The organism is Bacillus cereus group sp. Bc031 (assembly GCF_027716265.1).
GTDB lineage: Bacteria > Bacillota > Bacilli > Bacillales > Bacillaceae_G > Bacillus_A > Bacillus_A paranthracis.
On the sequence record NZ_JAQFUL010000026.1, the window covers coordinates 21,707 to 47,678 of the forward strand.

Here is a 25,972-nt window from a genome sequence, read left to right on the forward strand (position 1 = left end):
GTCTTTTTTTCTGGCAATCATTAATGACCCACGTGTCCCGCATATCCTGCTGCTCCACTAATGCTAGCCGCTCCTGCTGCTGCCCCCGCTCCTCCTGCTCCAATTCCACCTGTCCAAGGAGAAGATTGTTGTTGTTGATACTGTTGGTATTGTTGGTATTGTTGGTGTTGTTGGTGTTGTTGGTGTTGTTGGCCTTGGTAACCTTGATGACCATGTTGACCTTGGTGGCCGTGGTGGCCTTGATGGCCATGTTGACCTTGGTGGCCGTGGTGACCTTGATGGCCATGTTGACCTTGGTGGCCGTGGTGGCCTTGATGACCATGTTGACCTTGGTGGCCGTGGTGGCCATGGTGACCATGTTGATCTTGATGAATTTGATAAAGAACAGCCTGCGGATGTATATGATGGTGGCCGTGGTGATGTACTTGTTGTTGATGATGTCCATGATGACCTTGGTGACCTTGGTGGTGATGGTGTCCATGATGGCCATGTTGACCTTGGTGGTGATGGTGTCCATGATGGCCATGGTGGTGATGATGCCCATGATGGCCATGGTGACCTTGATGATGGTGTCCATGATGACCGTCGTGGTGGCCATGGTGACCGTAAAAACCTTGTGGATAACCACCTACTCCCGGTACCGGAAATCCTGTTTGTACTCCTCCAACGAAAGATGGGAATGTAGTTGGTACGCCTACTGGTACTCCTCCCGCTGCTCCGCCTACAAATGTTGGGATTCCTGTTTGCACTCCAGCTACTGATGATGGAAATCCTCCTGTTAATGTTGGAATTCCAGTTTGTGCTCCAGCTACTGATGTGGAAAATCCTCCAGGTGTTCCACCCAACCAGCTCGGAATTCCGCCATATCCTTGTTGTCCGCCTCCCATTAACATCATTTGTTCATAACTATCCGATCCACCTCCGAAAAAGCCATGTGGTGCATTATTGTCCATCCCTTTCATTCCTTTCACCTCTTCTACTCAATTTAGCCTACCTTTTTTATCATATTTCCTATAGAAAAATAGGTGTTTGTCTGTATTGGAATTCCGCTCTTTTATTTGTACGTAGTGGAATAATTGAAAACTTAGACTAGGGTGATCCAGAGATTATTTTCTACACAAAAAAGCTCAGAGTATACATACTCTGAGCTTTTATTTAGAATAAATTAATTTGCAACAACATTAACAAGTTTTCCAGGAACAACAATTACTTTACGAACTGTTTTCCCTTCAATTTGGTCTTGAATTGCTTCAAGTGCAAGTTGTTCCATTTCTTCTTTTGATGCGTCTTTACTCATTGTTAGTTTTGCGCGAACTTTACCCATAACTTGAACAACGATTTCAACTTCATCTTCTACAAGTTTAGACTCATCAAATGTTGGCCAGCTTGCATATGTGATTGTTTCATTGTATCCAAGTTTGCTCCATAGCTCTTCCCCAATGTGAGGTGCAACTGGTGCAATCATTTTTACAAAACCTTCTACATATTCTTTCGGAAGTGTTTCAGCTTTGTATGCATCATTGATAAATACCATCATTTGAGAAATCGCTGTGTTGAAGCGAAGCTCTGCATAGTCTTCTGTTACTTTCTTCACTGTTTGGTGGTAAGCTTTTTCAAGCTCTTTATTTGGTGCATCAGTAATTTTCTCACTTAGTTCACCGTTATCTTGAACGAATAGGCGCCATACGCGGTCTAGGAAACGACGAGCTCCGTCAAGACCATTTTCAGACCAAGCGATTGAAGCATCTAATGGTCCCATGAACATTTCGTATAGACGAAGTGTATCTGCACCGTGGCTTGCTACGATATCATCAGGGTTTACAACGTTACCTTTTGATTTACTCATTTTCTCGTTGTTTTCACCTAAAATCATACCTTGGTTGAATAATTGTTGGAACGGCTCTTTCGTTGGAACTACACCGATATCGTATAATACTTTATGCCAGAAACGAGCATATAGTAAGTGAAGTACAGCATGCTCTGCTCCGCCGATATAAATATCAACTGGAAGCCATTGTTTTACTTTTTCAGGATCCACAAGTGCTTCGCTGTTGTTTGGATCGATGTAACGTAGGTAATACCAGCAGCTACCAGCCCATTGTGGCATTGTATTCGTTTCACGACGACCTTTTTTCCCAGTCTCAGGATCAACAACATTTACCCACTCGTCAATGTTAGCAAGTGGTGATTCACCAGTACCTGAAGGACGGATGTTTTCTGTTTTCGGAAGAACTAGTGGTAATTCTTCTTCTTTCACAGCTGTCATTGTGCCATCTTCCCAGTGGATTACTGGAATTGGCTCACCCCAGTAACGTTGACGGCTGAATAACCAGTCACGTAGACGGTACGTTACTTTTTGATTTCCTGCACTCGTTGCTTCAAGCCATTCAATCATTTTTGCGATTGCTTCTTCTTTATTTAAGCCATCAAGGAATGCTGAGTTTACGTGTGCACCATCACCTGTGTATGCTTCTTTCGTAATGTCTCCGCCTTTTACAACTTCCTTCATTGGAAGATTGAACGTTGATGCGAATTCATAGTCACGCTCATCATGAGCTGGAACTGCCATTACAGCACCTGTTCCGTAAGTTGCAAGAACGTAATCAGCGATCCAGATTGGTAATTTCTCACCATTTACTGGGTTAACTGCGTAAGCACCAGTGAATACACCAGTTTTCTCTTTCGCAAGTTCTGTACGCTCTAAATCACTCTTCATTTTTACAGAATTAATGTAAGCTTCTACAGCTTCTTTTTGTTCAGCAGTTGTAATATCAGCAACAAGTGCATGTTCCGGAGCAAGTACACAGTAGCTTGCTCCGAATAATGTATCAGGACGCGTTGTGAAAACTGTGAACTTCTCGTCTGTACCATCGATATTGAAGTGTACTTCGGCACCTTCAGAACGACCGATCCAGTTACGTTGCATATCTTTTAAGCTTTCTGGCCAATCAAGCTCATCTAGATCTTCTAATAGACGATCTCCGTAAGCTGTAATTTTTAACATCCACTGTCTCATCGGACGACGCTCAACTGGATGTCCACCGCGCTCACTCTTACCGTCAATGATTTCTTCGTTTGCAAGTACTGTACCAAGTGCTGGGCACCAGTTTACAGGTACTTCATCAACGTAAGCTAAGCCTTTTTCAAATAGTTTTAGGAAGATCCATTGTGTCCACTTGTAGTAGTTTGGATCTGTTGTATTTACTTCACGGTCCCAATCGTAAGAGAAACCTAATGATTTAATTTGGTTACGGAATGTATTAATATTATGCTCTGTAAATTCAGCTGGGCTGTTTCCAGTATCAAGTGCATATTGCTCTGCTGGAAGACCGAATGCATCCCATCCCATTGGATGAAGAACGTTATATCCTTGCATACGCTTCATACGAGATAAAATATCTGTTGCTGTATAACCTTCTGGATGTCCTACGTGTAAGCCTGCACCTGATGGATATGGGAACATATCTAGTGCATAAAATTTTGGTTTTTCTGTCTCATCTGGCGTACGGAATGTTTTATTCTCTTCCCAGTACCCTTGCCACTTCTTCTCAATTTCTTGATGATTAAAGCTCATGAGATACCCTCCTTGAAATTCTATTTATTTTCACCGCCCAAAATACAAAAAACCTCTCATCCCTAGAAAGGGACGAGAGGTTATAGATTCCCGCGGTACCACCCTAAATTAATGTACAAATATACATTCGCTTAGATCCGTAACGTGGATTAACGGCAATTGCTACTATTAGTTTCACAACTGCAACTCAAAGGCGAGTTCATAACGAAACGTGGATTGACTTGCACCGACCGTCAACTCTCTAAACCAGCTTCTATTACTACTACTCCTTCTCACTGTTATTACACATATGAGTTAATTTGAACTACCCTCCACTTCGTATCTCTAAAGAGCTTACTTAAAGCGGGGCTTCTCGGTTAATCGTTACTTTTAATAACTAACGAATTCGTCTTAAGACAGCCGAGCTATCTCCCTTGTTCTAAAGGTTGTTTTATTTAAATATATTCTAAAACATGTGAACATGTTCCGTCAAACTAAACTGCAATTTTTTCTTCAACTGTTTCTTCTACTTTTACTCGTTTATCATAAATACTCGTTGCGATAAGCGCTACTACAAGCATTACCATGATTGCTATAAACAATACTTCCATATTGTATAAATCCACAATTGCTCCGCCAACGACTGGCCCGAACATTTTCCCTACAGTCGCCGCACTATTTACAACACCTTGATAAAACCCTAACTTATCTTTTGGCGCAAGTATATTTGCAATCGTTGGAACTGCTGGCCATACGAATAACTCACCAATTGTTAATGTTACCATCGCAACGAGGAACATCGTAAATTGCTGCGCTTGACTTAATACAATGAATGACACTGCAAAAATAAGAATCCCAATCATAATTTGTTGTTTTAACGAACGCTTCATCCAGCGAATTAACATACTAACTAGTGGCTGTGCACAAACGATCATCGCTCCGTTTATCGTCCATAATAAACTATAGTGACGAAGACTAATATTTAACTCTTGCATATGTGTTGCAATTGCTCCTTGCCATTGTACGTATGTAACCCAGCATAAAGCATATGCTACACATACGATAAGAAGTGCTTTGAATCCTGGTGTAAGTGACCAGCCTTTTTCCGTTTCGGCTTCTTTTTGCGCTCCTGGCTCTTTTTTGTCTTCCATACCACGGAATCCAATAAAAGCAATTAAGAAGAAAACAAAGTATAAAATAAAGTTCGCTAAGAAAATATAATCAAAACGATACGATGCAACTAATCCACCACACGCTGTTCCGATCGCAATACCAACGTTTTGTCCAACATACATCGCATTAAATGCTCGTCTTCCGCCCTCTGGCCAAACTGTACCAACCATCGCATACATCGATGGGAAGACCATTCCAGAACCAAAACCGATTAACGCTAGCCATACAACGTATAATGGCCAACCGTGGAAGAACACAAGACCTAAAATCGATACGAGTGTAATGACAATCCCTACTAAAGTTGATTTATAACCGCCCCATTTATCAAATAAAACACCGCCGAGCAAGTTTCCGATTACACCAGTAAGCGAATTGATCATTAATACCATTCCGGCCACAGATAAAGATTTTCCTAGGTGATCATGCAAATAAATTGTATTAAAAGGCCATAAAAAAGAAGCACCCGTGACATTAATAATCATCCCAGCTACTAATAGCCATACTTTCCTTGGCATAGTCTCCCCTCCTATTCTATTTTTTCGTTCATCTATAACAGTAAAATTGTAGTCGTTTTTAAATAGGAAGGCAACTGATTAATAGTTGATGAAATTCAGATAATGGTTTGTCGGTAAATGAAATTATATTGATTGCTGTTTGAAAATATATCGACGATTCTCGAAATATATCAGCGATTATTAAAATATATCGACTTACCGACAAAAAACGACAACAGCAACACTATATAAAGAGGCTGCATGAAGTTCATGCAGCCTCTTTATACTATCCAACTTCTTTTTCTCGCTTTGCACGTTCTTTCGCACTCCATTTAAATACCTTATCTAGTAGAGAGTATATTCTCCCAGACTCTTTCGTTAATAACGGTCCTAACGATGCCAATATTAAAACATATAAAGCAGAGAACGGTTTAATCGCTACCATTAAGCCACCGGCAATGCCGATATTCGCTACAATAATAGAAAATTCCCCGCGTGATACGAGTGTTAAACCGATATTCGTAGAAGCCTTATGGGATAACCCGGCTTTACGTCCCGCAATCATTCCAGCAGTAAAATTACCGATTAGAGTAATGAAAACTGCACCTAAGGCCAACCACACTGCTCCTCCAAGTGAAAACGGATCTATGCTTAAACCAAAACTGAAAAAGAATATAGCTCCAAAGAAATCACGGAATGGGACGACGAGCTTCTCAATCCGATCACTATGCTCTGTTTCAGAAAAGACGAGTCCTAACAATAACGCTCCAATTGCCTCAGCGACATGAATCGTTTCAGAAAATCCTGCTACGAAGAATAAAATAGCGAATATTACGATAATAAAAATTTCATTTGAGGAAATATCTAATATTTTATTTAAAAACGACGTAGCTTTTCTAGCGATTACAAAGAATAGTAGCATATACCCTACTGCGATTAACACCGATGTAAGAGCACCTACAAATGATGTGGCACCACCGAGTACTAACCCTGAAACGACTGATAAATATACAGCTAAAAAAATATCATCAAACATGATGATTCCTAATATTAATTCAGTCTCTTTATTACCAGATCTTCTTAAATCAACAATGACTTTTGCAACAATTGCACTTGATGAAATTGTAATGATTCCAGCAATAATTAACGTCTCTAATAAGGGAAATCCCACCACATATCCATAAAGCAAACCTAATAAGAAATTAAGTGATATGTGAACAGTCCCCCCGAAAGCAATTGATTTTCCTGATTTAATTAATTTTTTAATTGAGAATTCTAAACCTAAGTAGAATAGGAGGAATATGACGCCAACGCGGCCGAGGAAGGAAATAACTTCTCCGCTTTCAATAAACCTTAAATCGATAAGTCCTAAATCGGGGGCATGAGGCCCCACTAACATACCGAGTATAATGAGAAACGTAATAATCGAAAACTTTAACTTCGCAGCGAGGATAGCTGCAAAAGCTACTAATACTAACGCAGTTCCAACTTCAAAGATTAAAGTATCCATCGATTATGAATCACCTCCTGATGAAAGCAATTCATTAATAATTCTTTTCACTTCATGTCTCGCGCCCGATAACACGAGCATATCGCCAGCTTCAATAATAGAGTCTGGACCTGGATTAAAGAATTTCTTCATATTCTTTTTTAAAATAGCAATAATCGTTACGTTATATGTTTTTCTGACATGTAAGCTACCAATTGTTTTTTGTACGACTGGTGCATGATTCTCCACCTTAAACCATTCAATTGATAATCCTTCAAAAGCCATCTCAATTGTGTCTAAAGCTTGCGGTCTATATACCATTCCGCCTAATATAGCCGCAATTTGTCTCGCTTCCGAATCACGAAGAGAAATGCTTGAAATACTTTCATCATGATCTGCATCAAAATGATACATTTCTCTTCGGCCATCATCGTGAATAACAATAACCAGCTTTTCATTACCTTTTGTAATTACTTCAAACTTACATCCAATGCCCGGTAATTCACTCTCTCGAATATTCATATTCCCGCCTCCTAAAGTTTTTAGTTACGGCTTTTACAAATCAACATCAATCTCGGTTTTAAATTCTTCATCTTTTGAGATTCCTAAATACTTGAGCGTCTCTGATGGCGTTGCGTGATGAAAATGCTTTTGCAATAGTGCAATCGCTATCCCTCTTTTGTATGCATGAAATCCAAACGTTTTTCTCATTGAGTTTGTTCCGATTTTACCAACAATCCCAACCGCTTCAGCAGCATTATGAATGACACGATACGCTTGTTGACGTGTAATTGAATTTTTCGTTTTATTAGATTGAAATACGTAGTTTTCTCTTTTCACATCAATAGATTGTACGTACTCTAAAAGTGCTTCTTTTACTTTTGTATTTAAATAAATATCTTGTTTAAACTTTTCATCTTTCACAGGAAGAGAATAAAACTCTTTAACAGTTCCATCTTCATTTAATATCTCTTCAAATTTCATACTAAGTAGCTCAGTAATTTTTAATCCTGTATTAATTCCAATAACAAATAAAAGATAATCTCGCTGTGAGTGCTCTTTTAAATACTTTTTCATCGCCTCAATTTGGCTTATATCTTTTAATGCCTCTACAACTTCCATACATGTATTCTCCTCATCTTATGAACGGTAATTTTCTCATCATGTTGTCCATTTTACCTTATCACGCTATGAGATTTCCATGTATTATCCATTATTTTTACAATATACTTTTAAGCTCGGAAATTTATAATTGTGCAAATACAGTAGGGGTAGGAATAATAGGGGATACAAGTTCAGCCTCTTTCTACAGATCGGATTCCTCCTTTCCTTATCCAGCTGCTTCTACTTTTATATTATGTTACTTATTTACATTATATTATATATTTCAGTAACATTAAAGTGTTTTTTCTGAAAATAATAAAAACCGAGCAATTTCGCTCGGTTTTTATTATTCTTCTTTCGGAAGAACAATTCCTTTATACAATTGAACTGTAATGAAGTAATAAATCGTGTAAATAACTACGAAAATTATGATTGGTACCCAAATACGGAAGTACGGATCGATTAAAATAAATCCGAAAATATTCATACCAACTAATACGTGAGCAATACCTACAATTGCTGGGAATAAGAAGACTAAGAATAACTCTTTATAAATGGATTTCGTTAATAATTCACGGCGCACCCCGATTTTACGAAGCATTTGATAACGTGTAATATCTTTTGATGCACCAGAAAAAATTTTGAACATTAAACAACTTGCCATCATTGCTAAGAAAGCAATTCCAAGGAAGAATCCCATAAACACTGTTCCGCTCGCAACGCCATAGAACATGTCGTAAGCTTGATATTTACTATCTAATCTTTCAGCTTTTACATTTTTATATTTATCTAGCTGCAACTCGTCAAGTTTTTTCCATTCTTTTTTATGTGCTTCAAAATCATCTGTTTTTCCAGTAAATACAATTCCTTCTTTACCATTTACAGTATCGTACATTTTTTGATCTACAATTTTAATTGCATGATCTTCATGTACGTAGAATGGCTCGATTGTTCTGAAAGCCTCGTCCCATTCTTGTGGAAGTTCTTTAGCACTCGCACCTTTTTCATTCATTTCTCTAGAAACTGCACCCACTGGTAGTTCCTCTGAAACTTTTTTCGTGTTCACTATATCCTTCATTGATTTGATATTTGACATATCTTTTACTAAAGGACGATTTTTCTCTAAATCTTCTTTTACATAGTAAACGTATTTATCATCGACTTTGTAACGATATTCGCTTTTCTCTTTAAATGTAATATCGTCTAAAATTTTCTTTTCTTCAGCAGTTGGATTATGAACTACTGAATCATATATTACGAAACCATCAACCATTTTTATAACGTTATTTTTAAACGCCATACCACCTGAAATGGCACCGGCTCCAAGCGCAACTAACATCGCTACTGTTGCAAGTACCTTTGTTAAGCTATTAATACGGAAGTTTAATTGTGCAAATGTAAAAGCGTTAAGCCCTTTTTCACTACGCTTTTTATTACTTTTTAACTTTTTAATAATAACAGGAAGAAGTGATCCAAATAACATGTAAGTACCAGCTGTTGTTGTCACTAATGCAATAAGGATTCCCATTTCTCTTAGTTTTTCCATGTAAATCATCGATGCATAGCCAATGCCTAATAAAATAACCGCTAGGAATGCAACTACACCTGTCATTTTTCCTTTTACCGCAACACGTTCTGTTTGTGCATCTGCATGTACAAGTTGCAGTACAGAAATACGTGATAACTTAATACTATTCATAATTGCTGATAATACAAATAGTGCTAAGAAGAAAATGCAAGTAACGGTCATTGATGGAAGGTAAAATGCTTTATAGCCTTCACCAGCAAACTCTAATTGTTTCATTAACAACTGTCCGATACCTTCTGCAAGTCCTACACCAACTGTAATACTGATCGCAAGAGACGCAGCGCCTAATACGATTGTTTCGATAAACATAAGTAATGTAACTTTATGCTTTTTTGCTCCTAACATCATATACATACCAAACTCTTTTTGACGAAGAGATAATAAGAAAGAGTTCGCATATAAAATATAGAAGAACGTTATAATAGCAAGTAAAAATGAACCTGCTTGGAATACAAATCCAATTGATTGAATAACTGAGTTGGATTCAATAAACGCCTTATTTAGTGCTAACGTTTGGAACATATAAAAAATTGAAATCGACATGACAAGACCAACAAGTAAGACGATATAATCTTTCAGCTTACTTTTTAGTCCTGACATGGAAAGTTTGAATAACATGCCTTAGAACCTCCTTTCTTACGCTTTTTGTGTGCCTAAGTCTGCTAGCACATCTAAAATCTCTTTATAAAACTCTTCACGTGTACCGCCTCGGTGAATTTCTTTATATAGCTCACCATCTTGAATGAATAAAATACGCTGACAGTAACTTGCACTGTAAGGATCATGTGTAACCATCATAATAGATACGCCTTGATCTTTATTTAAGTTTGTCATCGCATCAAGTAAACTCGTTGCATTTTTAGAATCAAGCGCTCCTGTTGGCTCGTCCCCTAAAATAATTGCAGGCTCATGCACTAACGCACGTGCTGCTGCTGAACGTTGCTTTTGTCCACCAGATACTTCAGATGGATACTTTTGAAGTATTGCCGAAATGCCTAACATATCTGCTACCTTTTCTACTTTTGGTCCAATATTTCGTGATGAGACACCTTGAAGAGATAATGGAAGTGCAATGTTTTCGTAAATAGATAAATTCTCTAATAAGTTAAAATCTTGGAAGATGAATCCTAACTTTTGTGAACGGAAATCTGAAAGCTCACCTTGCTTCATTTTTGTAATATCCGTTCCCGCAATTTCAATAACGCCGCCCGTTGCTTTATCTAGCGTTGAAATTACATTTAATAATGTCGTTTTACCAGAACCAGATGGTCCCATAATCCCAACAAACTCACCCTCTTGAATTGAGAATGATACACCTTTTAATGCGTGTGATTGATTCTCACCTTTTTTACCGTACACTTTTTGAACGTTTTTCACGTCTACAACTGGTTTCGTCATATATATCCTCCTACGCTTGTTTTTCCATTACCTATTTTGCGCCTTTTGGAGCTGAACTGCTATTTGTTAACATTACAATTACCTTACACTTTTGTAAGATAAAAAAGGTGTGTTTGTAAGCTTGGCTATTAATACTAGTGAAATAGTGAATCGGTAACTGAAATTATATCGGCGATTTTTCAAATATATCGACGATTCTCCTACTTTTATCAGCGATTTTCAAAATATATCGACTTATCGACAAAACCCGACAATATAAATAGGCTGTTCCACAAAAGGAACGGCCCACTTCTCTCTTTATTTCTTTAAAGGCGTTACCGTCCAATACGTAATAACACGCCAAATCCATTCTAATGGACCCATTTTAAAGATTTTCATCCAAATCACACTAAACACAATTTGAATTGCATAAATTGCAATACACACATATAACGTCTGCATGTAAGTTAAATTTCCCGCAAAGTTACATACACTTCCTGCGATTAAAATCATTGCAGTTTGACCGATATAATTCGTTAAAGCCATACGACCATAATATTTCAGTGGCGCTAACAATGTTTGAACTAGTTTTAATTGAAGTAGTAAAATTAATGCTCCAACATAGAAAGCTGAAATAATTGGGCCAACTGTAACACCAATTTTTAAAAATTGGCTTGCAGCATCCATTGTTCCGTCCTCATTCATTAGTATCATATTTACAAATGGATCAGCAGGCACGTGCCCGTATTGATACCATACAGCTACGACACTTAAAACAAACATAACACCTGTAAAAATAGCGACTTTCTTTATATTTTGCGCAAGATTTTCAAATGTACGATATTGCCCTGCAGCAAGCCCTAATAAAATTAAGCCAAGTGGCAATAGTTCCTTAGCACCCATTACGCTAAAGGCAATTGTTAAAATAAGACCAATAACTAAGTTCACTTGTTTTTTCACTTTATAAAATGGTAAAGCGATCAACCCGCAAATTGCATATAACGTTAATGCTTCTCCAGGCTGAAACATTTGATGAATCAAACCGAAAATAAATAGTGCAACTAAGCGGCGTAAAAATAAAACATATCCATTTTTGCCCTTTGCAATTGCTCTAGAGATAAAGATATAGAATCCCACTCCAAATAAGAATGAGAAGATTGAGAAGAAACGACCTTCTACAAATAAGTATAAAAACCTTTGATAACTAGCATCCACTGTATTAGGATCTGGGATTTTAATGTTAAGTAGTGCAAGAATATTTACTAAAATAATCCCCAGTAATGCGAAGCCACGAATGTAATCTAACTCATCAATTCGTTTGTTTGTCATATTGTTCCCCATAAAGCAACTCCTTGTATAAAATTTAATCCTCCCCTACTCTACTGGAAATGTATTCTTACAACTATCGACAAACCTTACAGTAATCTTACATTATTGTCATATAACAAAATAAAACCAGGTCATATTGCGACCTGGTCTACTCTGATTGTTTCGATCTTTGAGGTTGTCCTTTTTTACTGTTACGCTGTTTCACTTGAACAACTGGATCAAGCTCATTCGAAAACTCAGCGTTATGTCCATTTTGCGTTTTTTGCTCTGGGTTATTTTGATCTGAACGTTTCGCCATTACATTCACTCCTTATTAATGCGGTGTAATAATCATTTGATGTTGCAATTGGCGAATTGCCATACGTGCTCTATTTAATTGCTCACGTTGCTCATCATTCGCATGTTGTTGCATCGTTTGTAAATCGTTATATGCTTGTTCTAATTGTAACTGCGCATCCGAATACTCCATCGTATTGTAATGCTCTTGTCTCATACCAAGATCTAATTGTTCTTTCGCATATTCCACCGCTTGTTCTGCTTGTGTAATATACGATTCAAGTGATTGACGCTCTGCCATAATTGTCCCTCCTTGCTTCAATTCCCCTTTAGTGTGTCCCTTCCATATGAACCTTATGAGTATGTTATAATGGATTTTGTTTCATTTTGACTCGGCTTAGGAGGGAAAGTAATGAAGGTTCAAAACCCTTTTCCATATACAAACGACAATAAACGTTATCATACATGGAATTACCATTTACGAAATGAATTTGGTGAAAAAATCTTTAAAGTTTCATTAGATGCTGGCTTCGATTGCCCGAACCGTGACGGTACAGTTGCTTATGGCGGTTGTACATTTTGCAGTGCTGCTGGATCTGGTGACTTCGCTGGCGATCGCCGCGATGATGTTATAACGCAATATCATGAAATGAAAGAAAAAATGCGCTCAAAGTGGAAAGATGGAAAATGTATCGCTTATTTCCAGGCTTACACAAATACACATGCACCTCTTGAAGTATTAAAAGAAAAATTCGAACCGCTTCTAGCTGAAAAAGACGTTGTCGGTCTTTCTATCGCAACTCGTCCAGATTGTTTACCAGACGATGTCGTTGCATATTTAGCGGACTTAAATAAACGCACATATCTTTGGGTTGAACTCGGATTACAAACTGTTCATGAACGAACTGCAAACCTTATTAACCGCGCTCACGATTATCCGTCTTATGTGGAAGGCGTAAATAAATTACGTAAGCATGGTATTCGAGTTTGCTCTCATATTATTAACGGCCTTCCACTTGAAGATTACGACATGATGATGGAAACAGCTCGTGAAGTAGCAAAGCTTGACGTACAAGGAATTAAAATCCACTTACTTCACTTACTAAAAGGAACGCCAATGGTGAAGCAATATGAAAAAGGACAACTCGAGTTCCTTTCTCTTGAGGATTACGTAAGTCTCGTTGTTGATCAACTTGAAATCATTCCAGAGGACGTAATTGTGCACCGCATCACAGGTGACGGTCCACCTGATTTAATGATTGGTCCAATGTGGAGCTTAAATAAATGGGAAGTATTAAATTCCATCGATGCAGAATTTGTACGCCGCGGAAGCTGGCAAGGAAAATATGCAAATGAGGAGAAACAAAAATGAAATTAGAACGTGTATTACCGTTTGCTCGCACTCTCTTGCAAACGGCAGTAAAAGAAGGCGATTACGCTGTAGATGCAACTTTAGGAAACGGGCATGACACATGCTTCCTAGCCGAAATCGTTGGCGATAACGGAAAAGTATTTGGATTTGATATTCAAAAAGAGGCAATTGAAAGCTCAACAACTCGTTTAAAAGAAAAAGAACTTTTCGAACGTACTGTTTTAGTTCACGATAGTCACGATACACTTCTATCCGTATTACCAGAAGATGCAAAAGGAAAAGTAACAGGCGCAATTTTCAACTTAGGTTACCTTCCAGGCGGAGACAAACATATCGTTACAAAACCGAACTCAACAATTTCAGCGATCGAACAATTACTAGAAGTAATGGCACCTGAAGGAATCATCGTCCTTGTTATTTACCACGGACATCCAGAAGGACAAGTAGAACGGGACGCTGTTCTCAAATTTGCCGAAGAATTAGACCAAAAACAAGCACACGTACTGCGCTACGGCTTCATTAACCAACAAAATAACCCGCCATTTATTGTAGCGATTGAGAAGCGATAAATATATCGACGATTTTTCAATTATATCTATCGTAACTTCGAATATATCAACGATTTTTTCGATATATCGACGATTCGACACACTATATCGACTTATCGACAAAACATAACAAAAAAAGACGTGCACTCACTGCACGTCTTTTTGTTATTCTCCTATATAATGGATATATACACTGTATAGGAGGATAGAACTTTGCTAGTAGAACTAAAGGGAATTCAAAAGAAGTATGGCAAATCACTTATACTAGACAACATTGATTTATCCATTCCAGAAGGAGAAGCACTCGCCATTATTGGCGGGAACGGGACTGGAAAAAGTACTCTACTCAAAATAATTGCAGGCTTTATTTCACATACGGCAGGGACAATTCAAAGGAAAGAACATATACAAATCGGCTATGTACCTGAACATTTTCCTGAAGGGATTCGTTTTACATTAGAGGATTATCTATTTCATCTCGGCCGCATTCACGGTTTATCAACAAAATATGTAAAAGATAAAATTCCGCTGCTTCTTGAAAGGTTTCATTTACTTCATGCAAGGCATTCCGTTATACGAAACTTTTCAAAAGGTATGAAACAAAAAACCGGTATTATGCAAGCGTTACTTACGGACGTACATTTATTAATTTTAGACGAACCGCTTTCTGGGCTCGATCCTAACTCTCAGCAAGAATTAGAACATATTTTACTCTCATTAAAACAACAAGGTATATCTATACTCTTCACATGTCACAAAAAACAGCTACTAGAAAACTTCGCCGACAGAATTGTGACGTTAGCAAATCATACAATCACAGAAAATATCTCTGCACAAAAAGGAGCAGAACAAGTCTATATTGAAGCAATTGTTCACGAAACATTTTCAGCGATAGAACTACAAAAACAATCCGGTTTTATACACGTTGCACACAATTCAAATCAAAACCTTATTCAATTACAAATTGAAAAAGAATATACAAACGAAATGCTTCAGTTTTTATTGCATAAAAAAGCATCTATCACACTGCTACAACCTAACTTTTAAATCGAAAGAAGGTTTATTATGTTTGCTCTTATTCGTTACCATTTTCTCGACTATACAAAATCGTATAAGTACGTCCCTCCTATTGCGATGTACTTCATGAGCTTACTTTTTGTATATGCATATAAACCGACTCCTATTGTACCGACATATTTAGAAACAGCTCTCGCGCTTTATTTATTATCTGCCTGGATTACGGTCACAATTTTTCATACGGAAGATCCTGTACAAGAACAAATTACGATTTCTCACACAAATAATATTTCCGCACTATATGTAGGGAAATATATTACAGCTTTTCTCATTTGTACTGTTTTATCTTTTATATCCGTAATCTACCCAATTATTTTGCAAATGTTTAATGAAAAAATGACAGTTTCTTTATTTTTAGTCGGATTTCTCGCTCATATGTCTTTCTCTATACTTGGAATTTCAATCGCATCTTTATTTACTAGAAATATGATTCCAAAAGCAAGCACCGCTTGGCTTAGTCTTACATTTATATTGCTTATAACGATTGCATCTATCCGGTTTAAAAAAGAGTTACTATGGTTTTTACCACCTGTCGAAAGCTTTCTAATGCTTGGACAATACAAATATAATATACTGACTCACACGCTATGGCTCACAGCTTGGGCTATCGTATATTCATTTTTATTATTTACCTTATTTCTTTTTATCGTTCGCAAAAAACGTTTTTAATTACATATTGAAGGAGACGAAACAATGATCGGAATACTAGCAGGAATGGGGCCAAAATCAACTGGACCATTCGTCGATACAGTTGTAGCAAAGTGCCAAACAATATACGGAGCAAAGCATGATATGGACTTTCCTCATATGATGATTTACTCGTGCCCAACACCGTTTTATATGGATCGCCCTATTGATCATGCAGCGATGAAAAAAGCGATTATTGAAGGAGCACAAAAACTCGAGAGTACTGGCGCAAGCTTTATCGCTATGCCGTGCAATACAGCGCATCTTTATTTTGAAGAATTACAGCAATCTCTTTCTATTCCTATTTTGAATATAGTTGGTGAAACGTTAAAAGCGATTCCTGAAACTGCAAAAAGAGTCGCTCTTCTCGCAACAGAAGCAACTGTTCAAGCTGGTATTTACCAAGATGGGATTGCAAAGCGTAATATAGAGTACATTCATCATGAAAAATGGCAGGATATGATTAATCAAATTATTACTTATATTAAAAGTGGAAAAGTTGAAGAAGCTCGCGAATTGTGGAATGCGCTCGTTTTACAATTGAGAGAGGAAGTTGATACTGCAATTATTGCATGTACTGATTTGAATGTGGTGGCGATTGAGGATTTTGTTGATTCCTCTCAATGTCTTGCGAAAGCGGTTGTTAAGATGTATGTAGAAAATATAAGGGGGTCCCAATGAATATACCTTTTGAAATGGGATACACGTTTGATGAAAACCTTAGAGAAAAACCTTTATCCCTTGTTAAAATGAAGCAAGGGATTGTACTTTTGAAAGAGCATTTACATGAAGGACCGTTATATGGGAAAAACTGCGGATTAATCGGTGTTTATGAACGAATCACTGGCAACCTTTCTGACAGTAAGTATTACTTACAGAAGGCCATTGAATATTACACACAAACAGACAACATCCAAGGGCTCTTTATTAACAAACTTCGTCTCGCACATACATATCATTGGGAAAGAAATTTTTCTGCTGCAAATACAATCTTTGCCGAACTTCTACAAACACTGCCAGACTTACCTGCTTATGAAGATTTTTTCTACCAACATTACGGAAAAAGTAAATTAGATGAAGGTGACTTCCACACCGCCCTTACTTGTTTTCAAAAAGCGCTTCAAATTAGGCTACAAAAAGGAAATGCAGAGCTAATTCATTCAAATAAGCTTTGCATTGCGTATTGTATGTCTCACCCATAAAAATACTTAAAAACTTTTAACTTTCTTCACAATTCTTTCAAAGTAATCACACTTAATCTCGCTATATTAAATAAGTAGTTATTCATATAGGGAAGGTTAGGGGAACTAAGAGCATGAAAGTAAATCGTTCGCTTCATTACATTTTTTGGCGTTGGCATTTTTATGCTGGGCTTTTTATTACGCCGCTTCTTATTACGTTGTCACTGAGCGGAATTGGGTATTTATTTCGGGAAGAGGTTGAGGATTTCATCTATAAAGATTTATATTTTGGGAAGAGTGCTCAAACAGAATCTATTTCGATGGCTGATTCTATTTCCTTAACAGAGAAAAAATATCCACATTATAGTGTGGCGAAAATTAGTGAGTTTAATGGGGATTATAATACGAGACTTACGATTGCAAATGAGTATACTGGGCAACAAAAATATGTGTATTTAGATAGCAATAATCAAATTGTTGGGGATCAAAACGCAAGTGAAACGTTTGCCAATATTATGAGGGAATTACATAGTTCTCTTTTAGTTGGTGGCACTATCATCAACTATACGGTAGAACTTGCGGCATGTTGGACAATCTTTTTAATTGTAACTGGGTTGTACATGAGTATACGCCGATTCAAAAACACACCGGCATCCAATAAGCGAGAGAAAGCAAAACGACGTCATTCTATTATCGGTATTATATTTACAATTCCTCTCGTTTTGTTAGTTGCATCTGGATTGCCATGGTCAGGATTTATGGGTAACCAAATTTATAAAATTGCATCGTCAAATGAATCACTCGGATATCCGAAATTGTATATGGCACCGTCTGAATCGAAGGTAAAAGAATTGCCGTGGGCAACTAGAAAAGAAGCACCTCCTGAATCGAATTCGAATGAGCCAAAAGCAATTTCTGTCGATGAATTGCGAAACGGAATTAAAATAAAGAAACCATATGTTATTTCACTACCAGCTGATCCAAAAGGTGTGTTTACTGTTTCGAAATCGAGCGGTTCTGGTATTACAGGTATGCATGTTGCACCAAATGAAGAAATAACAGCTTACTTTGATCAATATAGCGGAGAACTTATTTCCAAAACGGACTATCGTGATTATGGATTACTTGCGCAATGGTTCACTTACGGTATCCCGCTTCACGAAGGTCATTTATTCGGATGGCCCAATAAAATATTATGCTTACTAACGACATTATCTTTATTGCTCCTTATTTATTACGGAGTAAAAATGTGGCTAGCAAGAAAGCCGAAAGGAAAATTAGCAGCACCGCCAAAGCAAAGAGATAAGAAAAGCATAATCGTTTTCTTTATCATGATGGTTATACTAGGCGCTGTCATGCCTTTATTCGGACTATCTGTTTTAGCTATTTTTGTGATTGAACTTCTTATATATGTATTTTCAAAAATACACTCATAGTAAAAAAGCATTTGTACTACCGTGTACAAATGCTTTTTTATTTACTATTTTCTTTTTTTCTACCGCTTATTAAAAAGACAATATCTACTATAATAATCAATACAATAATAACTTGAGCTACATAATCCATCGTTGTAGGACCACCGGCTTTATTCATCATCTCATATACATTCCAGTTACAAATGAAATGGAGAGTAGCACGAGTAACGTTATTTCAATATGGTTATATAGCTTTTGAAACAATCTCTTCATTTCTGCCACCACCTTTACCATATTATAACAAAAAACCACTCTACATGAGTGGTTTTCTTCATCACTGCGCCGTTTTCTTTCGGTACATCTTCCCGTTCCAATAGAAGAATCGTGAAGTGAGACCACCGTATTTTACAATGCGCCGTGCCATTTTGTGCATATTCTTTTGTGCTGATACTTTTTGGTCTGATAAATAAATACCAAGTAATCCTCGGCTTATGAGACGATGAAACTTCGCATGAGGCAAATCACCAATGCTCTTCTCTGCTTCTTCTACAAAATGTTTCATACGATCTAATATCACTTGCTCGTTTTCATAATAACTACAGAAATTCAAATCCCCGCCGATGTGGTCTTCTTCTTGATCAATGAAATAATCAAGTAAGATATGAAGTCCTTGTACGTAAGGAAAATATCCTTGTCTAATTTTCGCAATATCTTCATCATGTAATTCATCATGAAAGGCATATGCGACAAGACAGAAGATTCCAAGCGTAGAACCGGCACATGCTGAAAATTCAAACCAACTCATCTCCGGTAAGTTTTCTTTATGTGCTTCAAACCATGTTTGTAATCTTGGTTCTCTTTCTTCTAATTTCACATGTTTATGAATTTGCAGATCACAATAATAACAAGCAAGTTCATGAAGAATAGGAGCAATTTTGTCATAGTGCTTCGTTTTCTTTAAAACATCTTGGCATGTTTCAACAAGTTCATCTAAATAACCACCATCATCTTGATCATCACGATAGCGATAATAATTACCGCCACCTTCTACTTCAGGTGATAATGCCATTAACATAGATTCATGCAGTGCGGCAAAATCATTCGGATCAAGTGATGTACTGCGATCACATAAATTATCTAAGTAGTCACTAATCGTTTGATATGCGACGATAAAACGAATACATTCCTCACGGTGTTCATTTGCTAATAGTGCTAAAATGCCACCGCCTTCGCAATGAAACGTTTTATGCTCAATACTTGCGATTGCCTGACTATGAAGCTCATCATTCGGAATATGGTAGGCACGCTCTTTCCACATCGCTAGCTCATGGTGTACAACCGGAAACACATCACGGTATACTTTCGCCATGAGCGTTATGGGATTACTCGGTACGTTCACTTCTTCCTTCATCTCCTCTATTCAATGTACAAATAATTTACTTATTTGTTTCTATTATGTTATTGATGCGTATTTCAGTAAATGACTGAATATAATTCAAAATTTCATCACGCTCATACTCATTTAATAACTCATGATAACAATTCGGCCATTCTTTAAAAGCCTTATCACTTATTTTAACATTATTAAACCAAGTGCGGACACGTGTTTTATCTACAAGTTTATCCTCACATGCTTGCATTAGCAAGAGCGGAACATCTGGAAAATCATCTATTTTTTTATGAGCGATTTCAATAGACTTAATCAATTCACTATACCAACGTACTGATACTTTGCGCAAGAACAATGAATCGTTCTCCATCGCATCTCTCACTTCATGATTACGCGTTGACATTTCCACTGTAAGATTCGTTGCAAATTGTAACTTCGGAGCGATAATATTTAATATTTTTGAGGCAGCTTGAAGCGGTGCAGAAGGTCCAGCTAATACGCCTAAACATGGCGAACTTAAAATAATGCCGTCTACATCTTCTCTCTTCGTCTCTTGCATCATACGAATGACGATAAGACCACCCATACTATGACCAAATAGAAAAATAGGTAATCGATACTTTCTTGCCTCTTTCACCCATAATTTAACTTCCTCTATGTATTCATCAAACGAATCAATATGTCCTCTATTTCTTGAAGTCGTTCCATGTGACGGAAGGTCCCCCATCACGACGTGATAGCCGATATGATTCCACATTTCCGCAACAGCTTCATAACGTCCGTGATATTCCATTGCGCCGTGCACAATAACGATGACAGCCTTTGCTTGCTCAGCTTCATAATTCCACATACGGCTCTCCTCCATTTCACTCTTTCTCATAATTTGATACACTGAAACTAGTCTCTAGGAAAGGAAGGCTTTACATGATATATCCTTACAAAGAAAAAAATCCGAAAATTGCGAGTAGTGCTTTTATCGCTGACTACGTAACCATTACTGGTGATGTGACAATTGGCGAGGAATCAAGTATTTGGTTTAATACAGTCATACGTGGTGATGTGTCACCGACAATTATTGGAGACCGAGTAAATGTACAAGACCAATGTACACTCCACCAAAGCCCGCAATATCCTCTTATTTTAGAAGATGACGTAACAATTGGGCATCAAGTGATTTTACATAGCTGCCATATTAAGAAAGATGCTTTAATTGGAATGGGATCTATTATATTAGATGGTGCTGAAATTGGCGAAGGAGCCTTTATCGGTGCTGGAAGCCTCGTTTCACAAGGAAAGAAAATCCCGCCGAATACATTAGCTTTCGGTCGTCCAGCGAAAGTCGTTCGTGAGTTAACAGAAGAAGACCGTAAAGACATGGAGCGAATTCGCACGCAATACGTTGAAAAAGGCCAATATTATAAATCACTACAAAAATGATTTTACAGCTGCCATAATACTGGCAGTTTTTTTATATAAAATCTAACTTTTTCTTTACAAAACATTATTACTCCCTCAACAAAATCTTATTAAAATAAAAGCTAATATCTCCATATATATGTAGATGAGGGAGGAGAATTTTCATGAAGGTCAGTGGATTATATAAAATAGAATGTTACATTTTCAGAGGAATTAACCGCTACTTTGATCAAAAAACGTTAAATCTCTTTTTCAGCAATATTACTCATATCGGTGGCGCGACTTTCTCTATCGCACTCACACTGTTCTTTTTAATTTTCGCAAGTGGAACTTTGCATCAAGCTGCAATTGCAACTGCTATTTCGCTAGCAATTAGCCATATTCCTGTGCAAATATTAAAAAGATGGTATCCACGAAAACGTCCTTATTTAACAATTCAGGATGCAAAATATCCAGTCCATCCATTACAAGACCACTCTTTCCCGTCTGGTCATACAACAGCCGTTTTCTCTGTCTTTATTCCATTTATTTGCTATAATCCAAGCTTACTTATTTTCCTATTACCGTTAGCATTATGCGTCGGTATTTCTCGCATTTATTTAGGGCTTCACTATCCATCTGATGTATTCGTCGGTATGTGTCTCGGCACTTGCTCTGGCATCATCTCTTTTTATCAATTCATCCCACTTTTCACATAAAGGAGTGATATGATGAGAGTCGCCATTTTTACCGATACTTTTACGCCACAAGTGAACGGGGTTGCGAAAACGTTAGAGCGGTTAACACGATATTTTCAGAAAGAAAAAATCGCCTATTCTGTTTTCGCCCCTCAGCATACAGCTGAAGATAATTTCGTAGCGAATGTGAACAAGATGAGAAGTATCCCGTTAACAATATTATATCCAGAATGTCGCTTTTCTTTTCCTACTCCGCGCATTAAGCGAGAACTTCTTTCCTTTAAACCTGACATAATTCACATTGCTACACCTTTCAACATGGGACTTTGTGGATTGTATTATGCGAAAAAGTTAAACATCCCAGTTGTCGGTTCTTATCATACTGATTTCGATGCTTATTTGCGCTATTACAAAATCGAATTTCTCTCCAATATGCTTTGGAACTATTTAAAATGGTTTCATAGTCATATGCAAAAAAATTTTGTCCCTTCTCCTGAAACATTACATCAATTAAAACATAAAGGCTTTCAGGCCCTCTCTATTTGGGGACGGGGTGTAGATTGCACACTCTTTCATCCAGCTTACAATACAGAAGTATTCCGGAAAAAATATAATATTACAGCGAAGTATGTCCTTTCCTATGTTGGACGGATTGCTCCTGAGAAAGATATTGATACGTTGCAAAATCTTATCGTTAAATCAGCGCATACTCGAAACGATATTCATTGGCTTATAGCAGGAGACGGTCCTCTAGCAACAAGTCTTCGTGAAGCTGTTCCGAAAACAAATGTCACGTTTACTGGCTATTTACAAGGCGTGGATTTAGCTGAAGCATATGCTTGTTCTAACATGATGGTATTTCCATCAGCCACTGAAACATTCGGAAATGTTGTACTTGAATCGCTTGCATGCGGCACACCTGTCATCGGTGCAAATAGTGGCGGGGTTAAAAATATTATTACAGATGGAAAAACGGGAGTTCTTTGCCCGCCAAAAAATGAGGACGCATTTCTATCATCCATTTATTTTTTATTGCAAAATGAAGAAAAATTGGAGCAGATGGGAGTAGCAGCTTTATCTTATGCGAAATCAAAAAGCTGGGATGAGATCTTTCGTGGCTTGCTTAACGAATATGAAGAAGTCCTTCAGCATAACGAATCAGAGTTGCTTGCTTAAATAGAAAAACTCCCTTCAAAAAACGAAGGGAGTTTATTATACAATTGTAAAATTTACTTAAATAAAGTGAAACTTTAATCAGTGGGGGTTTTCTTCATCCCCCACCTAACTTCTTTGCTTTTCCTGAATTTTGAGGTGGGGGTCTTACTGCCCATTAAAGTCGGATAAATAATACACAAGGTGAAATATTATATTATTTCTATATTCATTATAACAAAAACAAACATAAACAAATAGACTTGTAATAAAAACCCATAAAAATTAATATATGGTTATACAGTATTTTAACTGTATAGTGATTTTAAGAATTCCCCTTAAAATCAACTTACTCACATACCTTTATACAGTAATTGTTCCCCAATTTCTGTATACAAAAAAACCTTTCATTCATTTGAAAGGTCTTTTTGAGCCTGCACATATTCTTCTTTCGTATTCACATTTATAAACCAATCCGCATTTGCTTGTATATCTTCACCAGCAATATATTTCACATTACATTGTGATAAAAGCTGACCCATACTTCTTTTTTCTTCTTGAAGCAAAGTATAAATCTTTTCTTTCACGCGGTTATGGTACGCTGCAAGTAGCGGTTGTTTCCTTCCATTAATAATAGGTACAACTGCATCATACTCATTGCTTGTTTGCTCCAGTAAAATGGTAAACCACTCATGCGAAACATTTGGCGCATCACATGGCATAATAGCATACCAATCTGCTTCTATATATTCCATACCTGATACAATTCCAGCAAGTGGCCCGTTCCCTTTATAGTGCGGAATATCTTCGATAACAGGAACTTGTACGAGTTTCTCTACTCGCTCTTTTATATCAGAATGACTAATGACTACAACTTCTTGGAGCGTACTTGTCATCACTTTTAAAATATGCTCAATAAAAGTACTCCCTTGCCAGCTCGCTAACGCTTTTGGTTCACCGAATCGACTCGACATACCTCCTGCCAATACAATTCCAGCATACTTACTCATTGGCGATGCAACTCAAATGTAATATGACCTAATTCTGGTAAAATTAATTTATTCATCGCAAGGCGAACCGCTCCGCTAGATCCTGGCATCGAGAAGACTACTTTGCGCCCAATTGTGCCGCTGATCGCTCTACTTAACATTGCGCTGCTTCCGATATCTTCTAAATAACTAATCATGCGGAACAACTCACCAAATCCGACAATTTCTTTATGTAATAACGCTGATACTGCTTCAATTGTGACATCGCGTTTCGTAATACCAGTTCCACCATTTGTTAATACAACATCAACATCTTCCCTATGATAACCAGCTAACACAGCTTGCTGAATACTTTCTTTATCATCTTTCACAATTTCATAAGAAGTCACTGTATGGCCTGCTTCTTTTAACAATTCATGTAATAGTTGCCCGCTCTTATCTGTCTCTTCTGTACGTGTATCGGAAATCGTTACAATCTTGCAGCGCACTTCTTTTGGCGCTTGTTTTTTATGTTCGGTTACGCTCATTTTTTCATCTTTCCTTTCTTAAAGACTTTTCTTCATTTTATCATACATATCTTTACACAATTATGTATGAAGCCAACAATGCGCCATGATACAATATAAGTATGAAAAACCATAAAAAGGAAAGCGCACTTTCTTATACTCCTTAGACTACATACCTTTAGCTACTCTTTATATTTTCTACATACATAGAATTCAATTTTAAAACTTGTACTAAAAAATAAATTGGAGGTCTACCTATTATGGAACTATACAAAAAATTAACAACAACATTCATCCTCTTATTTATCGCTTCCATCACTGTCGGCTTTTCTCTAAAAGGCGCAATTCCATACGCTACATTAGTAAGTATTATATGCGCCACGCTATTTTTACTAAGCAGTGCATTTTGCGCGGGCAAAGCACGTCAAATGAAAGGTTGATTTCACATGTTTCAAAAAAAGCCAACTGTTTGTAAATCATGCCAAAAAGAAATGCAAACATATGAAAAAGCATGGATTCATATGCCGCTTCCGGCAAATGGCATGACGAATATGAAAAAGTATATTGAGCTAGAAGGAGAGATTTATTGTAGCTCTTTTGTTGAAATAATGAACAAAAAATAGTAAATACAAAAGGGGGACTTACATTGTTTGAATCAAACCGTATCCAGTTACGAAAGTTTTCCGAAGATGATATTCTAACATATTATAAATGGCATAATGATATGGACGTTATGAGTTCAACTACTCTCACTCTTGATAAATATTCCCTTCAAGACACAGAAAAACTTTGCCAGCAATTTATTCATTCTCCGAACTCTAAGAGCTATATCATTGAAGAAAAAGCTACGCATCTTTCAATTGGTATTACTTCTTTAATTCATATTGATTCGTATAATCGAAACGCTGAATGTATTATTGATATTGGTAACAAGGGTTACTGGGGGCAAGGTTATGGGAAGGAAGCTTTCATCTTATTATTGGATTATGCATTTTTAGAATTAAATTTACATCGCCTTTCTTTACGAGTATTTTCTTTTAACGATAGAGCAATTAAATTATATAAATCGCTCGGTTTTCAACATGAAGGAACTTGTAAAGAAGCTATATTCCGCAATGGCACTTGGCATGATATTGAATTCTTCGCTTTATTCCAACGTAATTATATATAAAAAAAAGC

Annotated in this window: 28 protein-coding genes, 1 pseudogene and 1 other annotated feature; of the genes and pseudogenes, 13 read left to right on the forward strand and 16 right to left on the reverse strand. The window is 37.1% G+C overall.

Going from position 1 to position 25,972, the window contains the following annotated elements; translation table 11 throughout:
• Nucleotides 1-20: 20 nt before the first annotated feature.
• The 11 genes from PDQ33_RS12315 to PDQ33_RS12365 form a co-directional block, all read right to left on the reverse strand.
• Nucleotides 21-962 (reverse strand): hypothetical protein, encoded by a 942-nt coding sequence (locus tag PDQ33_RS12315; protein ID WP_270755796.1) that lies wholly within the window; start codon nucleotides 960-962, stop codon nucleotides 21-23.
• Between the two features lie 203 nt (nucleotides 963-1,165).
• Nucleotides 1,166-3,574, reverse strand: a complete 2,409-nt coding sequence (gene leuS, locus PDQ33_RS12320; protein WP_042875829.1) for a leucine--tRNA ligase — start codon at nucleotides 3,572-3,574, stop codon at nucleotides 1,166-1,168.
• Nucleotides 3,575-3,639: 65 nt separating this feature from the next.
• Nucleotides 3,640-3,859 (reverse strand) — a binding site (T-box leader).
• 188 nt (nucleotides 3,860-4,047) lie between these two features.
• Nucleotides 4,048-5,241, reverse strand: a complete 1,194-nt coding sequence (locus PDQ33_RS12325; RefSeq protein ID WP_061132022.1) for an MDR family MFS transporter — start codon at nucleotides 5,239-5,241, stop codon at nucleotides 4,048-4,050.
• A 265-nt stretch (nucleotides 5,242-5,506) separates the two neighbouring features.
• Nucleotides 5,507-6,730 carry a cation:proton antiporter gene (locus tag PDQ33_RS12330; protein WP_270755799.1) on the reverse strand — a complete coding sequence of 408 codons (1,224 nt, stop codon included), beginning with the start codon at nucleotides 6,728-6,730 and terminating at the stop codon, nucleotides 5,507-5,509.
• A gap of 3 nt (nucleotides 6,731-6,733) precedes the next feature.
• Nucleotides 6,734-7,231 carry a cation:proton antiporter regulatory subunit gene (locus PDQ33_RS12335; RefSeq protein ID WP_001026039.1) on the reverse strand — a complete coding sequence of 166 codons (498 nt, stop codon included), beginning with the start codon at nucleotides 7,229-7,231 and terminating at the stop codon, nucleotides 6,734-6,736.
• Nucleotides 7,232-7,264: 33 nt separating this feature from the next.
• Entirely contained in the window at nucleotides 7,265-7,831 is a 567-nt protein-coding gene (locus tag PDQ33_RS12340; RefSeq protein ID WP_000454214.1) for a tyrosine-type recombinase/integrase, read from the reverse strand.
• Nucleotides 7,832-8,159: 328 nt separating this feature from the next.
• Entirely contained in the window at nucleotides 8,160-10,019 is a 1,860-nt protein-coding gene (locus PDQ33_RS12345) for an FtsX-like permease family protein (protein ID WP_270755801.1), read from the reverse strand.
• 18 nt (nucleotides 10,020-10,037) lie between these two features.
• Entirely contained in the window at nucleotides 10,038-10,799 is a 762-nt protein-coding gene (locus PDQ33_RS12350; protein ID WP_061132019.1) for an ABC transporter ATP-binding protein, read from the reverse strand.
• Between the two features lie 297 nt (nucleotides 10,800-11,096).
• Nucleotides 11,097-12,119: a DUF418 domain-containing protein gene (locus tag PDQ33_RS12355; protein WP_061132018.1), complete on the reverse strand. Its 1,023-nt coding sequence runs from the start codon at nucleotides 12,117-12,119 to the stop codon at nucleotides 11,097-11,099.
• A gap of 136 nt (nucleotides 12,120-12,255) precedes the next feature.
• Entirely contained in the window at nucleotides 12,256-12,405 is a 150-nt protein-coding gene (locus PDQ33_RS12360; RefSeq protein ID WP_001129345.1) for a hypothetical protein, read from the reverse strand.
• 15 nt (nucleotides 12,406-12,420) lie between these two features.
• Nucleotides 12,421-12,684, reverse strand: a complete 264-nt coding sequence (locus PDQ33_RS12365) for a YtzC family protein (RefSeq protein ID WP_000840865.1) — start codon at nucleotides 12,682-12,684, stop codon at nucleotides 12,421-12,423.
• Nucleotides 12,685-12,795: 111 nt separating this feature from the next.
• On the opposite strand from PDQ33_RS12365, the gene PDQ33_RS12370 reads away from it, so the two are divergent.
• From PDQ33_RS12370 to PDQ33_RS12400, 7 genes are all read left to right on the forward strand, one after another.
• A complete protein-coding gene (locus tag PDQ33_RS12370) occupies nucleotides 12,796-13,755 on the forward strand; it encodes a TIGR01212 family radical SAM protein (RefSeq protein WP_000868018.1) in 960 nt (319 codons plus the stop codon).
• Nucleotides 13,752-14,324, forward strand: coding sequence for a class I SAM-dependent methyltransferase (locus PDQ33_RS12375; protein WP_000764489.1), 573 nt, complete (start codon nucleotides 13,752-13,754; stop codon nucleotides 14,322-14,324). The genes PDQ33_RS12370 and PDQ33_RS12375 overlap by 4 nt, the downstream gene beginning before the upstream one ends.
• A 192-nt stretch (nucleotides 14,325-14,516) precedes the next feature.
• On the forward strand, nucleotides 14,517-15,350 hold the full coding sequence (locus PDQ33_RS12380; protein WP_270755806.1) for an ABC transporter ATP-binding protein: 834 nt from the start codon (nucleotides 14,517-14,519) through the stop codon (nucleotides 15,348-15,350).
• Nucleotides 15,351-15,368: 18 nt separating this feature from the next.
• Nucleotides 15,369-16,049, forward strand: coding sequence for a hypothetical protein (locus tag PDQ33_RS12385; RefSeq protein WP_061132017.1), 681 nt, complete (start codon nucleotides 15,369-15,371; stop codon nucleotides 16,047-16,049).
• A 24-nt stretch (nucleotides 16,050-16,073) separates the two neighbouring features.
• Complete coding sequence (locus PDQ33_RS12390; RefSeq protein ID WP_061132016.1) at nucleotides 16,074-16,748, forward strand: aspartate/glutamate racemase family protein; 675 nt, start codon at nucleotides 16,074-16,076, stop codon at nucleotides 16,746-16,748.
• Nucleotides 16,745-17,269, forward strand: a complete 525-nt coding sequence (locus PDQ33_RS12395; RefSeq protein ID WP_061132015.1) for a hypothetical protein — start codon at nucleotides 16,745-16,747, stop codon at nucleotides 17,267-17,269. The genes PDQ33_RS12390 and PDQ33_RS12395 overlap by 4 nt, the downstream gene beginning before the upstream one ends.
• Nucleotides 17,270-17,382: 113 nt before the next feature.
• Complete coding sequence (locus PDQ33_RS12400; RefSeq protein WP_270755808.1) at nucleotides 17,383-18,684, forward strand: PepSY-associated TM helix domain-containing protein; 1,302 nt, start codon at nucleotides 17,383-17,385, stop codon at nucleotides 18,682-18,684.
• A 37-nt stretch (nucleotides 18,685-18,721) separates the two neighbouring features.
• On the opposite strand, the pseudogene PDQ33_RS12405 reads toward PDQ33_RS12400, so the two are convergent.
• From PDQ33_RS12405 to PDQ33_RS12415, 3 genes and pseudogenes are all read right to left on the reverse strand, one after another.
• Nucleotides 18,722-18,936 (reverse strand): annotated as a pseudogene (locus tag PDQ33_RS12405) (hypothetical protein).
• Nucleotides 18,937-18,997: 61 nt separating this feature from the next.
• Nucleotides 18,998-20,062 carry a tetraprenyl-beta-curcumene synthase family protein gene (locus PDQ33_RS12410; RefSeq protein ID WP_270755810.1) on the reverse strand — a complete coding sequence of 355 codons (1,065 nt, stop codon included), beginning with the start codon at nucleotides 20,060-20,062 and terminating at the stop codon, nucleotides 18,998-19,000.
• Between the two features lie 37 nt (nucleotides 20,063-20,099).
• The gene (locus tag PDQ33_RS12415; protein WP_000267442.1) at nucleotides 20,100-20,903 is read right to left on the reverse strand and encodes an alpha/beta hydrolase; all 804 of its coding nucleotides are present in this window, start codon (nucleotides 20,901-20,903) and stop codon (nucleotides 20,100-20,102) included.
• 74 nt (nucleotides 20,904-20,977) lie between these two features.
• Here PDQ33_RS12415 and PDQ33_RS12420 point away from each other — a divergent pair, with 74 nt between their 5' ends.
• The 3 genes from PDQ33_RS12420 to PDQ33_RS12430 all read left to right on the forward strand — a co-directional run bounded on the left by PDQ33_RS12420 (nucleotide 20,978) and on the right by PDQ33_RS12430 (nucleotide 23,322).
• Nucleotides 20,978-21,490 carry a gamma carbonic anhydrase gene (locus PDQ33_RS12420; RefSeq protein ID WP_000640211.1) on the forward strand — a complete coding sequence of 171 codons (513 nt, stop codon included), beginning with the start codon at nucleotides 20,978-20,980 and terminating at the stop codon, nucleotides 21,488-21,490.
• A 143-nt stretch (nucleotides 21,491-21,633) separates the two neighbouring features.
• Nucleotides 21,634-22,167: a phosphatase PAP2 family protein gene (locus tag PDQ33_RS12425; RefSeq protein ID WP_000868600.1), complete on the forward strand. Its 534-nt coding sequence runs from the start codon at nucleotides 21,634-21,636 to the stop codon at nucleotides 22,165-22,167.
• Nucleotides 22,168-22,179: 12 nt separating this feature from the next.
• Nucleotides 22,180-23,322, forward strand: coding sequence for a glycosyltransferase family 4 protein (locus PDQ33_RS12430; protein ID WP_061132012.1), 1,143 nt, complete (start codon nucleotides 22,180-22,182; stop codon nucleotides 23,320-23,322).
• Between the two features lie 383 nt (nucleotides 23,323-23,705).
• On the opposite strand, the gene PDQ33_RS12435 is transcribed toward PDQ33_RS12430, so the two are convergent.
• Together PDQ33_RS12435 and PDQ33_RS12440 are read right to left on the reverse strand one after the other, a co-directional pair.
• Nucleotides 23,706-24,308 (reverse strand): molybdenum cofactor guanylyltransferase, encoded by a 603-nt coding sequence (locus PDQ33_RS12435; protein ID WP_000049606.1) that lies wholly within the window; start codon nucleotides 24,306-24,308, stop codon nucleotides 23,706-23,708.
• Nucleotides 24,305-24,814, reverse strand: coding sequence for a MogA/MoaB family molybdenum cofactor biosynthesis protein (locus PDQ33_RS12440; protein WP_061132011.1), 510 nt, complete (start codon nucleotides 24,812-24,814; stop codon nucleotides 24,305-24,307). Before PDQ33_RS12440 ends, PDQ33_RS12435 begins: the two co-directional genes overlap by 4 nt.
• A gap of 239 nt (nucleotides 24,815-25,053) precedes the next feature.
• Between PDQ33_RS12440 and PDQ33_RS12445 the strand changes: the two genes are divergently transcribed.
• From PDQ33_RS12445 to PDQ33_RS12455, 3 genes are read left to right on the forward strand one after another with little or no spacing between them, the layout of a single operon-like run.
• Entirely contained in the window at nucleotides 25,054-25,233 is a 180-nt protein-coding gene (locus PDQ33_RS12445) for a hypothetical protein (RefSeq protein WP_000424795.1), read from the forward strand.
• A gap of 6 nt (nucleotides 25,234-25,239) precedes the next feature.
• A complete protein-coding gene (locus tag PDQ33_RS12450) occupies nucleotides 25,240-25,416 on the forward strand; it encodes a hypothetical protein (RefSeq protein ID WP_061132010.1) in 177 nt (58 codons plus the stop codon).
• Nucleotides 25,417-25,439: 23 nt separating this feature from the next.
• Entirely contained in the window at nucleotides 25,440-25,964 is a 525-nt protein-coding gene (locus tag PDQ33_RS12455) for a GNAT family N-acetyltransferase (RefSeq protein WP_000464127.1), read from the forward strand.
• The last annotated feature ends 8 nt before the right edge of the window (nucleotides 25,965-25,972 follow it).

Excerpts from the sequence above, each read along its gene's own strand:
- PDQ33_RS12315 (WP_270755796.1), bottom strand. The coding sequence starts at position 962 with ATGAAAGGGATGGACAATAATGCACCACATGGCTTTTTCGGAGGTGGA.
- PDQ33_RS12435 (WP_000049606.1), bottom strand. The coding sequence starts at position 24,308 with ATGAGTAAGTATGCTGGAATTGTATTGGCAGGAGGTATGTCGAGTCGA.
- PDQ33_RS12350 (WP_061132019.1), bottom strand. The coding sequence starts at position 10,799 with ATGACGAAACCAGTTGTAGACGTGAAAAACGTTCAAAAAGTGTACGGT.
- PDQ33_RS12420 (WP_000640211.1), top strand. The coding sequence starts at position 20,978 with ATGATATATCCTTACAAAGAAAAAAATCCGAAAATTGCGAGTAGTGCT.
- PDQ33_RS12355 (WP_061132018.1), bottom strand. The coding sequence starts at position 12,119 with ATGGGGAACAATATGACAAACAAACGAATTGATGAGTTAGATTACATT.
- PDQ33_RS12360 (WP_001129345.1), bottom strand. The coding sequence starts at position 12,405 with ATGGCGAAACGTTCAGATCAAAATAACCCAGAGCAAAAAACGCAAAAT.
- PDQ33_RS12385 (WP_061132017.1), top strand. The coding sequence starts at position 15,369 with ATGTTTGCTCTTATTCGTTACCATTTTCTCGACTATACAAAATCGTAT.
- PDQ33_RS12390 (WP_061132016.1), top strand. The coding sequence starts at position 16,074 with ATGATCGGAATACTAGCAGGAATGGGGCCAAAATCAACTGGACCATTC.
- PDQ33_RS12340 (WP_000454214.1), bottom strand. The coding sequence starts at position 7,831 with ATGGAAGTTGTAGAGGCATTAAAAGATATAAGCCAAATTGAGGCGATG.
- PDQ33_RS12425 (WP_000868600.1), top strand. The coding sequence starts at position 21,634 with ATGAAGGTCAGTGGATTATATAAAATAGAATGTTACATTTTCAGAGGA.
- PDQ33_RS12345 (WP_270755801.1), bottom strand. The coding sequence starts at position 10,019 with ATGTTATTCAAACTTTCCATGTCAGGACTAAAAAGTAAGCTGAAAGAT.
- PDQ33_RS12325 (WP_061132022.1), bottom strand. The coding sequence starts at position 5,241 with ATGCCAAGGAAAGTATGGCTATTAGTAGCTGGGATGATTATTAATGTC.
- PDQ33_RS12445 (WP_000424795.1), top strand. The coding sequence starts at position 25,054 with ATGGAACTATACAAAAAATTAACAACAACATTCATCCTCTTATTTATC.
- PDQ33_RS12335 (WP_001026039.1), bottom strand. The coding sequence starts at position 7,231 with ATGAATATTCGAGAGAGTGAATTACCGGGCATTGGATGTAAGTTTGAA.
- PDQ33_RS12370 (WP_000868018.1), top strand. The coding sequence starts at position 12,796 with ATGAAGGTTCAAAACCCTTTTCCATATACAAACGACAATAAACGTTAT.
- PDQ33_RS12365 (WP_000840865.1), bottom strand. The coding sequence starts at position 12,684 with ATGGCAGAGCGTCAATCACTTGAATCGTATATTACACAAGCAGAACAA.
- leuS (WP_042875829.1), bottom strand. The coding sequence starts at position 3,574 with ATGAGCTTTAATCATCAAGAAATTGAGAAGAAGTGGCAAGGGTACTGG.
- PDQ33_RS12395 (WP_061132015.1), top strand. The coding sequence starts at position 16,745 with ATGAATATACCTTTTGAAATGGGATACACGTTTGATGAAAACCTTAGA.
- PDQ33_RS12415 (WP_000267442.1), bottom strand. The coding sequence starts at position 20,903 with ATGTGGAATTATGAAGCTGAGCAAGCAAAGGCTGTCATCGTTATTGTG.
- PDQ33_RS12430 (WP_061132012.1), top strand. The coding sequence starts at position 22,180 with ATGAGAGTCGCCATTTTTACCGATACTTTTACGCCACAAGTGAACGGG.
- PDQ33_RS12450 (WP_061132010.1), top strand. The coding sequence starts at position 25,240 with ATGTTTCAAAAAAAGCCAACTGTTTGTAAATCATGCCAAAAAGAAATG.
- PDQ33_RS12375 (WP_000764489.1), top strand. The coding sequence starts at position 13,752 with ATGAAATTAGAACGTGTATTACCGTTTGCTCGCACTCTCTTGCAAACG.
- PDQ33_RS12440 (WP_061132011.1), bottom strand. The coding sequence starts at position 24,814 with ATGAGCGTAACCGAACATAAAAAACAAGCGCCAAAAGAAGTGCGCTGC.
- PDQ33_RS12400 (WP_270755808.1), top strand. The coding sequence starts at position 17,383 with ATGAAAGTAAATCGTTCGCTTCATTACATTTTTTGGCGTTGGCATTTT.
- PDQ33_RS12330 (WP_270755799.1), bottom strand. The coding sequence starts at position 6,730 with ATGGATACTTTAATCTTTGAAGTTGGAACTGCGTTAGTATTAGTAGCT.